Here is a 12,721-nt window from a genome sequence, read left to right on the forward strand (position 1 = left end):
GCTGGCTGGCCGCCGCGGCTTCTGTGGCCACGTGCGGTCAAGGCGATACGAACGTCCTCAGGTCGAACTCTTTGATGTGCGGGATGACGGCGTCGGCGTGGCGCAGCGCGCGCGCGTCACCGATGCCGATCGCGGCCATGCCCGCCGCATGGATGGCCTCGATGCCCGCCGCGGCGTCTTCCACGCCGATGCAGCGGTGCGGCGGTACGCCAAGCGCGGCGGCGACATCGAGGAAGATGGCCGGGTCGGGCTTGGCCCTGACGATGCGGCCGGCATCGGCGATGTAGTCGAAGCGGTCGACGATGCCCAGCTTGTCCAGCAGCGCCGGTGCGTTGCGGCTGGCCGAGGCCAGGCCCAGTTTCAGGCCGGCGGCGCGTGCGGCGTCCAACACCTCGCGCACGCCGTCGAACAGGTCCTGCGGCCCCACGTTCGCGATCTCCTGCACGTAGTAGCCGTTCTTCGTGTCCGCCAACGCGCGTTTTTCCTCGGCCGAGTACGTGCGCGTGGCACGCTCCAGGATGATCTCCAGCGACGCCATGCGGTCCACGCCCTTCAGGCGTTCGTTGACCTGCAGGTCGAACGGCACGCCGATCTCGTCGGCCAGCCGTTTCCACGCCCGGTAATGCGTGTGCGCGGTATCGGTCAAGACGCCATCGAGGTCGAAGATCAGCGCATCGCACGGGCGCGGCAGCGACCGCTTCGGTGGCGACGGCACCGCCAGCGGCAGCACCACGTCGCGGCCGGGCTTCAGCACCACCTCGCTGCCAGCATGGCCGAACGCCAATACATCGCCTTCGTCGAGGCGGTAGCGCGCCCCACGGGCGTCCACATCGACGCGTAGCGCGCAGCCGCGCCATCGCAGGTTGAAGCCGTAGCCGCGCCACGCCACGGGCAGCGTCGGCGCGAACTGCAGGCGCCCGCCCACCACGCGCAGCCCGCCGAAGCCCTGCACCAGGCCCAGCCAGCTGCCGGCCATCGCGGCCATGTGTACGCCGTGGTCGGTGTTGCCATGCAGGTCGTCCAGGTCCACGCGCAGGCTGGCGTCGAAGTAGTCCCAGGCCTTGCCGTCCTGGCCGACTTCACTGGCGAGGATGCCGTACACCGGCGCGGAAAGCGTCGAATCGTGGGTGGTAACCGCGTCGTAGTAGTCGAAGTCGCGCCGCTTCGTGGCCAGGTCGACACCATCGCCGGCGAGCACCATCGCCATCACCACGTCGGCCTGCTTGCAGACCTGGTGGCGGTACAGGGTGAGCGGGTGGTAATCGAGCAGCAGCGGGCGATGCGGCCCTTCGCGCTTCGGGAACGGCCAGCGCGGCTTGGCGAGGAAATCGTCGTCCTGCGGGTGAATGCCCAGTGCGTCGTCGACCGGCAGGTGCATGGCATCGGCGGCGCGCTGCCACAGCGCCACCTCGGCCGCCTCCAGCCCAATGCGCGCCGCCAGCGCGCGCAGCGCGTCAGGACGGTCTGCGGACAGGCGGTGCCAGGCATCGACGGCGCGCTGCAGATGCCGCTGGGCCATCCGGTTGGTGTACCAGTTGTTGTTGACCAGCGTGGTGTACTCGTCGGGGCCGGTCACTTCGTGGATGCAGAACGCGCCGTCGAGCCGCGGATTGAAGTGGCCCGCCTGCGGCCAGATCCGCGCGGTTTCGAAAAGAATCTCGGCGCCAGCCTCGCTGAGGAAGTCGAGATCATCGCTGGCGTCGAGATAAAGCCCGATCCCGTAGGCGATGGCGGCGTTGATGTGGTACGCCGCCGACCCGCTGGGATAGTGCGCGGAACATTCGCGGCCGGCGATGGTGCGCCACGGATACAGCGCGCCACGCGGATGGTTCATCGCGCGGGCGGTGTCGCGCGCGCCGTCGAGGGTACGGAAGCGGTACATCAGCATCGCGCGCGCCACGTCCGGCGCGGTAAAGGCCATGACCGGCAACACGAAGGCTTCGGTATCCCAGAAGCAATGCCCCTCGTAGCCTTCGCCGGTGATGCCCTTGGCCGCGGTGCCGTTGATGCCGTCGCGGCCGGCCGATTGCAGCAGGTGGAACAGGTTGAAGCGCAGCGCGAGTTCCGCGGCGGCGTCCCCGTCAACCGACAGACCGGCGCGTTGCCAGAACGCCTGCATCGCGTCGGCCTGGGCGGCGGCGATGCTCTCGAAACCGTCGCGCAATGCCCGCGCCAGCACCGCGTTCGCGCCGTCGTGCGCGCGGCCGTTGCCGTCGTCGTAGGCCACGTACTTTTCGATGACCACCGATGCGCCGGGTGACAGCGTGGCGGAAAAGCGCTGCTCCACCCGGCCCGCGCCCACGTCCGCACCAACGAACACCAGGCCCGGCGACAACCGATGCCGCTGCGCGCAGACCAGGGCGACGCCGCTGTGATGAGTCCGCTGGGTGAGCTGCGCGCCTTCCGCATCGGCCTGCTCGTCGGCCACCTCCAGCTCCTTGCCTCCGTGCACGCCGATGCGCGGGTCGTCGCCCTGCTCCACCGCCTGCCGTCCGGTCTCGATGGACGAACACAGGGTCAGCGGGCCCGCGTAGTCGATGGACGCGACTTCGAAGCGGATCGCCAGCAACGCGCGCTCCTCCAGCGGCACCACGCGTCGGGCGCGGATCTCCAGCGTATGCCCCTGCGCGGTTTTCAAGCGCAGGCGGCGGTCCAACGTGCCCGCGGCGAGATCCAGCGTGCGCTCGAAGTCGAGCCACTCGGCATCCTGCAGCCGCAGGGGCGTGTCGCCCAGGCGCAGGCGGATGTGCTTGCCTTCGGCCACCGGCACGCGGGTATCGGTGCTGCGGGTGAAGCCCGGGAAGCGCTCGTGGTAATGGATCGGGTTCTGTTCGAACACGCTCGACAGGAACGTGCCATCGCTGGGGCTGTCGTCCTCCTCCAGCGCCCCGCGCACCCCCAGCGTGCCGTTGGCGAGGGCGAACAGGGTTTCGTCGCGCGCGGCACGCGCGGGGTCGAAGGCCGGCTGGCTAAGCCGCCACGGGTCGGTCCGGCCCTCGCCGGAACGCGGGCCCGCCTGTGTTGTGTCCGAACGCTGTTCCACCGACATCCTCACTCTGAACCTGACCACCCGAACGGGTGAGCGAGCGCACGCTAGGAGCCGTTGTTATCGATGTCAAGTTATCGATGTCAAAGCGTCTTGTGTGAGAAGACAGAAGCCGCTGCCCGGCCTCCCCGGCGTGAAGAAGCGCCTTTCCATTCAAGAAGTTGAAGACGCGTCCGCGCGGGGCGTACCGGCGGCGTGTCCACCGGGTGGACGCTGCGATGCAGCAGCGCGATGCGCTCAGGTCGTGCGGACCACCAGATGGGTCGGCAGGGTCTCGGAGGCCGCCTCGCCGCCTTCAATCAGCGCCCGCACCTTGCGGGCCAGGAGGACGCCGGCATCGATGAAATTCTGGTGCACCGAGGTCAGCGGCGGCACATAGGTCGCGCCCAACGGGGAGTCGTCGTAGCCGATCACCGAGACATCCTCCGGCACCCGCCGGCCGCGCTCGATCAACGCACGGATCGCACCGATGGCCAGCAGGTCGCTGGCCGCGAACAGGGCGTCGACCTGCGGGTGCGCCTCCAGCAGCGCATGCACCGCCTCCGCACCGGCGCTGACGGTGAAACTCGCGACGGTCGGGGTCAGCGGCGCGATGCCATGCCGGGCGAGCGCGCTGCCGAACCCCTCCAGGCGCTCGGCGAATTCGCCATGCGCGGGGTCACCCAGGAACGCGGGCCGCCGACGCCCCAGCGCGATGAAGCGTTCCGCCGCCAGCGCGCCCCCCCGCTGGTTGTCGCTGCCCACCACGACTTGCGATTCGTGCCGGCTCACGGCGCCCCAGACGACCATCGGACGGCCCCAGCGCTGCACTTCATGCATCGCATCCTCGTGCGCGCCCTGGCCGAGCAGGATCACCCCGTCGGCCGCCTGCACGTTCGGCAGCGAACCGCCCTGCAGCGAGGTCAGCAGCACGCTGTAGCCAATGGAGGTGAGTTCCTGGGTGATGCCGCCCAGCAGATCGAGGGGATAGGGCCCGGACATCTGCCGTTCGACGGTGGGCTTCATCTCCACCACCACCGCCACCGTCATGCTGCGGCGGAGCTTGAGGTTGCGGGCACTGACGTTGAACGAATACCCGTACTGCTGTGCCACCTCGCGCACGCGGGCGCGCGTCTCCGCGTTCACCAGCGGGCTGTCGCGCAGCGCGCGCGAGACGGTGATCGCCGAAACACCCGCGACTTTCGCCAGGTCCGCCATCGTCAGGTGATCGCCGGGCGATGGCAGCGCCGTCGTGGCGCGACCGGTGGGACGCTTGCGTTTGGCGGAAGGCATGCGGGTCACGTCCGTGCGCGGCTGGCTTCGTATTGTGCAATAAGCGTATCCACCGGCGTGGAGGCGATCACCGCGCCGATCACCTCGGGCAGCAAGTCTTCCGGCGATTTGAATCGCAGGCAACTCTTCCCCATGTCCAGCCGTTTGCCCGCGTCGGCGTACGCATTGCGCAACACCACGTCCTGCGCGGAGTTGGCGTAGCACACCGTCAGGTACAGCGCGTAGTACTGTTTTTGCGCGGCCAGCGCCACATAAGCCAGCGGCTGCTTGTTGTAGGTGGTCGGGTAGCGCGACAGCGGTACCTCCCACGCGATCATGCCCCAGTTCATCGCCTCGACGTAGCCGTCAGGAATGTGCCGGTTGACCAGATCGCGGACCGACGCGATCACCGTGCGGCGATCGCCGGGCAGTTCCGCCAGGTACTCCTCCACCGTCTTCGCCTTGCTGCTGGCCATAGCCGCCTCCTGTTCGTCGCGACATTAGCGCAGCCGCGCCGCCACGTCATGCGGGATGAACTTCGCCCATTCGGGCGACCCGCGCCAAGGCCGCATGTCGACGCGCAGTGAAAAGCGGATGAACCTGCGCTGGCTCTCGCCGGCGTTGCGTTTGGTTCACGTCGCAGGGCGGCCGACGTTCATGCGCGCCTGGTTACGGTGCGCACGCCTTCGATGCACTCCGCGCTCTGCGTCGCGTCATCGGTGGCGATAAGAACACAACAATGGAGATTCCCCGCATGACTTCGATCCGTACCCTCACGATCGCCCTTGCTTCGCTGCTGGCCGTGCCCGCTGCCTTCGCCCAGGACACCTCGACCGACACCGCGTCCTCTTCCACCAGCGGCAAGCGCTTCGCCGTGGTCGGTGGGGCCGCCATCCTCAAGCCCGACCGCGATCCCGCGCCCGGCCTGAAGATCGACGGCGACGTCGCGCCCGTGATCAGCGCCAGCTGGTACGCCACCGACAACATCGCGGTGGAACTGTGGGGCGCGGCGGACAAGTTCAACCATCGCGTCAAGGCCGATGGCGCCGGCAAGATCGGCACCGTCGACCAGCAGCCGATCGCGTTGAGCGGCCAGTACCACTTCGGTACGCCGGACAAGGTGATGCGTCCGTTCGTGGGCCTGGGCTACTACGAGTCCAATTTCAGTAACGAGAGCATCGGCAGCGACGATGCGCATGTCGGCCTGGAGACCGCCAAGGGCGCCATCGCGACCGCCGGCGTGGACTTCAACATCAACGAGACCTGGTTCGCGCGCGCGGACGCGCGCTATCTGAAGGGCGACGCCGGTGTGCGCGTGGCCGGCCAGGGCACCGGCGAAGAACTGACGATCGACCCGTGGGTCGTGGGTGTGGGTATCGGCGCGCGCTTCTGATCCATCGCTCCATCGCGTCGATACGGCGGCGGGCTTCCGGGCCCGCCGTCTTTTCTTGTCAGCGTGCGCCCCGGCCCAGCAGGCGGCGCAAGCGCGCCACCCGCCATTTCGCGCCCCAGGCATAGACCAGGTAGTGGCCCAGCAGCACGCCAGCGACCGCAAGCAGGCTGCCATGGCCGCTCAACAACGCATGCGCGGGCGCCACGTTGCCGGCTTGCCAGTACTGCACCATCTGCACGAATCCGAGCACGATGCGGCCCGCGACAATCGCCACCAGCAACAGGGATAGCCAGGCATTGGGTTGGTAGAACACGCCCTGCGGCGCGACTTCCCAGCGCGTTAGGCCGAGGCCGACCAGGCCCAGCACCGCACCCACCGCCAGGCCGATGCCCGCGCCGACCAGACTGTCCGGCCACCAGAAAAGCCCCAGCGCGCTGATCGCGAGGAAGATCGCCACCGACACCAGCAGGCTCCACGCATTGAGCGCCAGCAGCCAGTCGCGCGCCATGCGGCGCGCACGTCCGTAGCGATAGCGTTGCCACAGCGTCAGCGGCAGGGCCACCACCCATAGGGCGAGCGACAGGACCAGGATCAGCAGCGCGATGACGATGGGCATGCCCGCATGATGCCCGAAAAGCGCGGCGCCTCAGGGGTGCTCGGCTTCCACGTGCACCTTCTCGCGGCGCAGCAGGTATAGCCCGCTGGCGACGATGATGCCGGCGCCGATCCAGGTGACGCCATCCGGCAGTACCGACCACAGGGTGACATCGAGGATCACGCCCCAGACCAGGGCAGTGTATTCGAGTGGCGCGATCAGCGAGGCCTCGCCGCGACGGAAGGCTTCGGTCAGCGCCACCTGCGCCAATGAGCCCGACACACCTACACCGGCGATGATCCATCCATGCGTGGCCTGCAGGGGCACCCACGCGGGCAGCGCGAGCAACCACGCGCCGAGCGAGAGCAGGACGACGAACCAGAACACCAACGCCTGCGTGCTGTCGCGCTGCGCCAGCATGCGCACGGTGACCGCGCCCAGCGCGTAGCAGATCGCCGCCACGAGGATGGCCAGGCCACCCGCGGTCAGCATGCCCTCGCCGGTCGGCCGCAGGATCACCAGCACCCCGACCAGGCCGATCACGATCGCGGTCCAGCGGCCCGCGCCGACCTTCTCCTTGAGCAGCGGCCCGGCCATCGCGGTGACCAGCAGCGGCGCGACGAAGGTGATGGCATAGGCCGTGGACAACGGCATCGTCCGCAGGCCATAGACGAACCCCGCCATCATCGCGATGCCCAGCACGCCGCGCAGCAGGTGCAGCGGCCAGTGCACGCGCAACAGCGAACGGGCCGGTACCGTGGCCAGCACCCAGATCGCCACAAGCGGCAGCGACGATAGCCCGCGCAACGCCGCGACCTGCAGCGGTGGGTACTGCGAGGAGAGCAGCTTCAATCCCGCATCCATCAATGCGAACGACAGCACGGCGGCCAGCATGAGCAGGACGGCGGACATGAGCGAGGGGCGGGGGGGCTTGGGCATGCGCCATTATCGCTTCCTGCCGCGTTTGCCGCCCGTGCGCTACCCTGCGCGCACTACCCGCGCAGGCAGGTCGATGACAGGAAGCGTTGCACACACACGTGCATTACCCGGGTCGCGCCTAGCCATGCTTCTGGCGTGGGCCGTGCTGTGGCTGTTGCTGGGCTTTGCCAGCCTCGAATTCCTGGTCGCCGCCTACGGCAAGTACCGCCATCTCGATTCTGCGGCCTACGGGATGTTCATGGCACGCCGCGGCTGGCTGTGGACGCACCTGGCCGGCGGACTCACCACCGTCGTGCTCGGGCCGGTGCAGTTCTTCACCCAGTGGCGCCGACGCCAACCACGCATGCACCGCGTGATGGGCCGCATCTACCTGTCCGGCATGCTGGTCGCCGCTACCGGCGCCATCGGACTGATCGCCACGTCGACCGCTCCGTTCGCCATCCGCCTGGCGTTCTCCGCGACGGCCTTGGCCTGGCTGACCACGGGACTGACCGGCCTGGTCGCGGTCAGGGGTGGCGCGGTGGAGAAACATCGCCGCTGGATGATCCGCAACTACGCGGTGACCTTGGCACCGATCCTGTTTCGCCTGTCGTTGCCCCTCGCCATCGCAGGGGGATTCGCCCCCTCGCCGACCCTGATCGCAGGCCTGCTCTGGTGCAGCTGGACGGTGCCGCTGCTCGCGTGTGAAGTCGTTCGCCGGCTGGCGGGCAAGCGGCGCCCCGCACGTACCCGGCCTGCGGAGGCGATGCCGGTTCACGGCGCGCGGTAGAATTTCGCGCCCCGCTACAGGATTCCCCCCATGCCTTCCTTCGACGTCGTGTCCGAAGTCAACGTCCACGAGCTCACCAACGCCGTGGACCAGGCCAACCGCGAACTCTCCACCCGTTTCGACTTCAAGGGGGTGGACGCCAAGTTCGTGCTGGAAGAGAAACTGATCACCCAGTCCGCGCCCAGCGATTTCCAGCTCAAGCAGATGACCGACATCCTGCGCGCGCGCCTGATCGCCCGCCAGATCGACGCGCGCTGCCTGGAGTTCGGCGACGTGGAGACCAACCTGGCCGGCGCGCGCCAGAAGATCACCGTGAGACAGGGCATCGAGCAGAAGCTGGCGAAGAAGATCGTCGCCACCATCAAGGACGCCAAGCTGAAGGTGGAAGCACAGATCAACGGCGACAAGCTGCGCGTCACCGGCAAGAAACGCGACGATCTGCAGGACGTCATCGCCCTGCTGAAGAAGACGGAATTCGAGCTGCCGCTGCAGTTCGACAATTTCCGTGACTGACACGCTGCCCGCTGCCGGCGGTACAACCGATCCCATCGACGCCACGCGTCGCTGGGTGGAGCGCGCGGTGATCGGACTGAACCTGTGCCCGTTCGCCAAGGCGGTGTACGTGAAGCAGCAGGTGCGCATCGTGCTGAGCGATGCCAGCACCCCGGAAGCCCTGCTGGAGGAACTGGCGGAAGAACTGGTACTGTTGCGCGACACCGATCCCGAGCAGGTCGATACCACGCTGATCGTGCACCCGGACGTGCTGGTGGATTTCCTCGACTACAACGAATTCCTCGACAACGCCGACGCGGCCGTCGAAGCGCTCGACCTGCAGGGCGTGATCCAGGTGGCCAGCTTCCATCCGGACTACCAGTTCGCCGGCACGATGCCGGACGACATCAGCAACTACACCAACCGTTCGCCCTACCCCACCCTGCACCTGCTGCGCGAAGCCAGCATCGACCGCGCGGTGGAGGCCTTCCCGGATCCGGATGTCATCGTCGAGCGCAACGTGAAGACGCTGGATGCGTTGGGGCATGCGGGGTGGCAGAAGCTGTTCGCGGACTGACGGAGCCAACCCGCGATGCCCGGTGTGGGAGCGACGTAAGTCGCGATGTTTTTCCTTCCACGGCCTCGCACAGCATCGATCAAAGCCAGATCGCGTCCCACCACGCATACTCGCAGACGCTTCGCGCCAGTCCAGTGCGCCGGGGGTTGGCCACGATGTAGCGTCCCGCAGCAAGGATCGACCGCTCGCCGCGTAGCGCGTGGTCGTGGAATCCCTTCTCCCACACGATGCCGGACTCGGGGTGATGCAGGCGAATGATCCGGCCACCGTTGGCCTTCAATCGCTGCACCGTCGTCGACAGGCTCTCTAGCGAACCCAGTTCAATCACGCCATGCCAATGGTCCGGCATCAGCACCCAGCACAACAGCCTTGAGCGATACCACAGCCTGGGGGAGGTCATCGCCCGACAGGCTTCCATGGCGCGGCCCGGATGAAGAAAGAGCGGGCGGCGGTCGGCCGTCGTGAAGGTCACCATGTAGGCCTGGCCGGCTTGGGAAGATCGGCCCTTTCTAAGCTCCGAGTAACCCGACATCGCTGACCTCCCGTGGAAGAAGGTGAGCATGGCGAGCACGATGTGGAACACCATCGGAGGACCGCCCGCCGGCGTGTCGGAGTTTCACGGGAAGGCCTCGCGACTTACGTCGCTCCCACATCAAGCCTTCGGATACGCATCCAGCCGCTGCTCAAGCAGCGCGCGCGCATCATGCAGCGACGGCAGGATGATGTGCCCCAAGGCGCGGACCGTGTCGTCGGGTTCCAGCAGGTCGGGGATCTGGATCGGATACATGCCGGCCGCCAGCGCCGCGCGCACGCCGGTGGGCGAATCCTCCAGCACCAGGCACTGCGCAGGATCGACGCCCAGCGAACGTGCCGCCAACAGGTAGACGTCCGGCGCCGGCTTGGGATGCGTCACGTCGCTGCTGGTGCAGATCGCATCGAATCGAGGAAGCAGGCCTGCGGCCTCCAGCTTCTTCAGCGCCAGCGGACGGCGCGTCGACGTGGCGACCGCCCTTGGAATACCGCGCGCCTGCAGGAAATCCAACATCTCGATGATGCCCGGCCGGTGCGGCACGCCAGCCGCTACGACGGCGTCGTAGAGCACGTGCGAGCGCCGCAGGATTTGCTCGCGTTCGGCCTCGCCCACGGCTTCGTCCAGCAGGTGGCGGCAGACGGCTTCGCTGTGACCGACCATCGACAGCCACAGCAGGTCGGGCAGGTCGTGGCCGCGCTCGCGCGCCGCCTCGGCCAGGCACGCGATGATGGCGCGCTCGCTGTCGAGCATCAGGCCGTCCATGTCGAAGATCACCGCAACCGGCGTGAACGGCAGGGCCACGTGACTCACGCGGCTGTTTCGAACAGCTGGCGAAGATCGTCCTCGCCGAGGACGCGCCACTGCCCGGGCGCCAGGTCGTCCAGCGTCAGTCCACCGATGCGGCTGCGGTGCAGCGTTTCGACGTGGTTGCCGACCGCGGCGAACATCCGTCGCACCTGGTGGTAGCGGCCCTCGGTCAGCGTCAGCTGCGCATGCCGAGGATCGATGACGTGCAAACCGGCGGGCGCCAGCGGCGTCTGCTCCGATTCCAGCATCAGCGTACCGCTGGCGAACACCGCGCCTTCGTCGCCACGCAGATCCTGCGCCAGGGTGGCATCGTAGACTTTGGGGAGGTTCGCCTTCGGCGAAATGATCCGATGCAGCAGCCCGCCATCGTCGGTGAGCAGCAGCAGGCCACTGGTTTCGCGATCCAGCCGACCCACCGTGGACAGCACCGGCGAGCGCTCACGGAAGCGCGGCGGGAACAAGTCGTAGACGATCCGGCCGGTGTCCTTGGTCGAACAGGTGTAGCCGGCCGGCTTGTGCAACAGGATCGCCACGCCCGGCGCGGGATCCAGCGGTTCGCCATCCACGCGGATGTTGTCGTGGTCCACCGGATCATCGGCGTACAGCACCTCGCCCGCGGCGTCGGTAATGCGGCCTTCGCGGAACATCCACTGCACATCCTTGCGGCTGCCGTAACCAAGGTTGGCGATATGCTTGACGATCTTCATGCGGTCACCGCCGTGCCTTGGTCGCTGCGATGACCTTGAAGCCATCGCGCTCGCCCGCCACACGCACCTCGCCGAACCGCTCGTTCAAGGTCTGCTCGTAAGGCAGGTGGCGATTGGCGACCAGCCACAGGCGGCTACCCGGCTTCAGCGCTTCCGCCGCCGCGGCGATGAAACGCTGCCCGATGTCGGGACGGTCCGCGCGGCTCTGCGTATGGAAGGGCGGGTTGCTGACGATGAAGTCGTAACGTTTCGGCAGCCCGGCGGTCACGTCGTGCCAGTGGTAATCGAGCGCGACGGCCGAGGCGAGCTGGTCAAGATTCTGCTTCGCCAACGCCAGTGCGCGTGCCTCGGCTTCGTACAGATCGAGCGCGGCGATGCCCGGATTGCGCGCCAGCAGCGACAGCGACAGGAAGCCCCAGCCCGCGCCCAGGTCGGCGCCGTGCCCCGCAATATCGGTCGGCAGGCACTCGACCAGCAGTGCCGAAGCCGGGTCGACACGATTCCACGCGAAGACGCCGGGACGGCTGAGATAGCGTCCGCCTTCGATGCGGCGCGGCGCATCCAGCGATACCCACTGCGCGAGCAGGGCGCCGTCGCCGTCGCCGTCGAGCGGGCGCGTCCAGAACGTGCGGCAGTGGAACTTGGTCAACGTACCGGCCAGCCCGGCGAGCTGCTTGAGATCGGCTTCGCCCGACTTGGCGCCTTCGTTGTTCGTCATCGCGGCGACGACGATACCGCCAGGCGCTACGAGCTGCACCGCGCGCGCCAGCAATGCGCGTGCCTCTTCGCGCTGGCGGGGCGGCAGCACGAGGACGAGCGGATAACGCACACCGTCGGTGGCGGCATCGGCGACGACGCGCAGGCCGGCGCGCTCCAGCAAGTCGGCGTCGGGACGGAAGCTTTGTTCGCACACCAGCTGCGACAACGGGAACTGGCGCAGCGCCGCGCCATCCCGCGCACGCAGGAACAGCACGGGCCCGTGTGGCCAGCCGAGCAGCCCTTGTGCGAAGGGCAGCATCAACGCATCGAGTGCGGGATCGGAAAACTTGGAGGCCACGGTGCGGAAGACGAAGGGAAGATGCGCCTCATTCTAGCGGCAGCCACTGATGGTCACTTCCACTGCCGTCGGTCGGGCATCGAAAATAAAACGAAAAAAGTGTTGCGCTTCGCGAACAAGCGGCGTATCGTGCGCGCCCGTCGGCCCCGTGGCCGTTTTTTCATCAATCGAATTCTTCCCATGAAGCCCGCCTATTCCTTCGACAGCAAGCCCGCCCTGCAGCCCTCGCGCTGCGGCTTGGTGCTGCACGCGAACAAGGGCGGCCTGCGCAATTCCGAACGCGCACGGCACCTGGACTTCTGACATCCGGCTGACTCCCTGGGAGATCGGCCACCCCGATCTCCCGAGGAACGCGAACGCCCTCGGGTCGCAACACCCGGGGGCGTTTTGTTTTCAGCGTTCGCGGAGGATGCGCATGCATCGACCAGGTTTCATCCATTCCACCACGGAAGTTTCTTTCCGCCCTGGAGCATCCGGGTAGCGCGTCCGCGCGCCCGAGGCAGGGGCGCGGCTGCGACCGGCGCATGTGCGCTGCGTTGTGATGCTTCGACGCGAG

Annotated in this window: 14 protein-coding genes; 5 read left to right on the forward strand and 9 right to left on the reverse strand. The window is 67.7% G+C overall.

Features of this window, described 5'->3' with window-relative positions:
- Positions 1-37: 37 nt before the first annotated feature.
- The 3 genes from pgmB to AC23D6_RS17720 all read right to left on the reverse strand — a co-directional run bounded on the left by pgmB (position 38) and on the right by AC23D6_RS17720 (position 4,773).
- A complete protein-coding gene (gene pgmB, locus AC23D6_RS17710) occupies positions 38-3,043 on the reverse strand; it encodes a beta-phosphoglucomutase (RefSeq protein WP_487750519.1) in 3,006 nt (1,001 codons plus the stop codon).
- Between the two features lie 240 nt (positions 3,044-3,283).
- Positions 3,284-4,318, reverse strand: coding sequence for a LacI family DNA-binding transcriptional regulator (locus AC23D6_RS17715; protein WP_487750520.1), 1,035 nt, complete (start codon positions 4,316-4,318; stop codon positions 3,284-3,286).
- A gap of 5 nt (positions 4,319-4,323) precedes the next feature.
- Positions 4,324-4,773 carry a DUF1801 domain-containing protein gene (locus tag AC23D6_RS17720; RefSeq protein ID WP_487750521.1) on the reverse strand — a complete coding sequence of 150 codons (450 nt, stop codon included), beginning with the start codon at positions 4,771-4,773 and terminating at the stop codon, positions 4,324-4,326.
- Between the two features lie 278 nt (positions 4,774-5,051).
- Here AC23D6_RS17720 and AC23D6_RS17725 point away from each other — a divergent pair, with 278 nt between their 5' ends.
- Positions 5,052-5,690, forward strand: coding sequence for an OmpW/AlkL family protein (locus AC23D6_RS17725; RefSeq protein ID WP_487750522.1), 639 nt, complete (start codon positions 5,052-5,054; stop codon positions 5,688-5,690).
- Between the two features lie 58 nt (positions 5,691-5,748).
- On the opposite strand, the gene AC23D6_RS17730 is transcribed toward AC23D6_RS17725, so the two are convergent.
- On the reverse strand, positions 5,749-6,306 hold the full coding sequence (locus AC23D6_RS17730) for a DUF1453 domain-containing protein (protein ID WP_487750523.1): 558 nt from the start codon (positions 6,304-6,306) through the stop codon (positions 5,749-5,751).
- 30 nt (positions 6,307-6,336) lie between these two features.
- A complete protein-coding gene (locus tag AC23D6_RS17735) occupies positions 6,337-7,224 on the reverse strand; it encodes a DMT family transporter (protein WP_487750524.1) in 888 nt (295 codons plus the stop codon).
- Between the two features lie 124 nt (positions 7,225-7,348).
- On the opposite strand from AC23D6_RS17735, the gene AC23D6_RS17740 reads away from it, so the two are divergent.
- From AC23D6_RS17740 to AC23D6_RS17750, 3 genes are read left to right on the forward strand one after another with little or no spacing between them, the layout of a single operon-like run.
- Positions 7,349-7,993 carry a DUF2306 domain-containing protein gene (locus AC23D6_RS17740; protein ID WP_487750525.1) on the forward strand — a complete coding sequence of 215 codons (645 nt, stop codon included), beginning with the start codon at positions 7,349-7,351 and terminating at the stop codon, positions 7,991-7,993.
- Between the two features lie 30 nt (positions 7,994-8,023).
- On the forward strand, positions 8,024-8,506 hold the full coding sequence (locus AC23D6_RS17745; RefSeq protein WP_487750526.1) for a YajQ family cyclic di-GMP-binding protein: 483 nt from the start codon (positions 8,024-8,026) through the stop codon (positions 8,504-8,506).
- Positions 8,499-9,062 (forward strand): DUF1415 domain-containing protein, encoded by a 564-nt coding sequence (locus AC23D6_RS17750; protein ID WP_487750527.1) that lies wholly within the window; start codon positions 8,499-8,501, stop codon positions 9,060-9,062. Before AC23D6_RS17745 ends, AC23D6_RS17750 begins: the two co-directional genes overlap by 8 nt.
- 79 nt (positions 9,063-9,141) lie before the next feature.
- Here the strand turns inward: AC23D6_RS17750 and AC23D6_RS17755 are convergent, their stop codons facing one another.
- From AC23D6_RS17755 to AC23D6_RS17770, 4 genes are all read right to left on the reverse strand, one after another.
- A complete protein-coding gene (locus AC23D6_RS17755) occupies positions 9,142-9,648 on the reverse strand; it encodes an REP-associated tyrosine transposase (protein WP_487750528.1) in 507 nt (168 codons plus the stop codon).
- Between the two features lie 66 nt (positions 9,649-9,714).
- Positions 9,715-10,404, reverse strand: a complete 690-nt coding sequence (locus AC23D6_RS17760) for an HAD family hydrolase (RefSeq protein WP_487750529.1) — start codon at positions 10,402-10,404, stop codon at positions 9,715-9,717.
- Complete coding sequence (locus AC23D6_RS17765; RefSeq protein WP_487750530.1) at positions 10,401-11,108, reverse strand: pseudouridine synthase; 708 nt, start codon at positions 11,106-11,108, stop codon at positions 10,401-10,403. The genes AC23D6_RS17760 and AC23D6_RS17765 overlap by 4 nt, the downstream gene beginning before the upstream one ends.
- A gap of 4 nt (positions 11,109-11,112) precedes the next feature.
- A complete protein-coding gene (locus AC23D6_RS17770) occupies positions 11,113-12,126 on the reverse strand; it encodes a class I SAM-dependent methyltransferase (RefSeq protein WP_487750531.1) in 1,014 nt (337 codons plus the stop codon).
- Between the two features lie 60 nt (positions 12,127-12,186).
- On the opposite strand from AC23D6_RS17770, the gene AC23D6_RS17775 reads away from it, so the two are divergent.
- Positions 12,187-12,468: a hypothetical protein gene (locus AC23D6_RS17775; protein ID WP_487750532.1), complete on the forward strand. Its 282-nt coding sequence runs from the start codon at positions 12,187-12,189 to the stop codon at positions 12,466-12,468.
- Positions 12,469-12,721: the final 253 nt, after the last annotated feature.

Source organism: Pseudoxanthomonas sp. G3 (assembly GCF_057654715.1).

What these genes read in the sequence shown, in the direction of transcription:
- AC23D6_RS17745 (WP_487750526.1), top strand. Translation starts at nt 8,024, where the DNA reads ATGCCTTCCTTCGACGTCGTGTCCGAAGTCAACGTCCACGAGCTCACC.
- AC23D6_RS17725 (WP_487750522.1), top strand. Translation starts at nt 5,052, where the DNA reads ATGACTTCGATCCGTACCCTCACGATCGCCCTTGCTTCGCTGCTGGCC.
- AC23D6_RS17720 (WP_487750521.1), bottom strand. Translation starts at nt 4,773, where the DNA reads ATGGCCAGCAGCAAGGCGAAGACGGTGGAGGAGTACCTGGCGGAACTG.
- AC23D6_RS17765 (WP_487750530.1), bottom strand. Translation starts at nt 11,108, where the DNA reads ATGAAGATCGTCAAGCATATCGCCAACCTTGGTTACGGCAGCCGCAAG.
- AC23D6_RS17730 (WP_487750523.1), bottom strand. Translation starts at nt 6,306, where the DNA reads ATGCCCATCGTCATCGCGCTGCTGATCCTGGTCCTGTCGCTCGCCCTA.
- AC23D6_RS17755 (WP_487750528.1), bottom strand. Translation starts at nt 9,648, where the DNA reads ATGGTGTTCCACATCGTGCTCGCCATGCTCACCTTCTTCCACGGGAGG.
- AC23D6_RS17740 (WP_487750525.1), top strand. Translation starts at nt 7,349, where the DNA reads ATGCTTCTGGCGTGGGCCGTGCTGTGGCTGTTGCTGGGCTTTGCCAGC.
- AC23D6_RS17715 (WP_487750520.1), bottom strand. Translation starts at nt 4,318, where the DNA reads ATGCCTTCCGCCAAACGCAAGCGTCCCACCGGTCGCGCCACGACGGCG.
- AC23D6_RS17735 (WP_487750524.1), bottom strand. Translation starts at nt 7,224, where the DNA reads ATGCCCAAGCCCCCCCGCCCCTCGCTCATGTCCGCCGTCCTGCTCATG.
- AC23D6_RS17775 (WP_487750532.1), top strand. Translation starts at nt 12,187, where the DNA reads ATGCGCCTCATTCTAGCGGCAGCCACTGATGGTCACTTCCACTGCCGT.
- AC23D6_RS17770 (WP_487750531.1), bottom strand. Translation starts at nt 12,126, where the DNA reads ATGCTGCCCTTCGCACAAGGGCTGCTCGGCTGGCCACACGGGCCCGTG.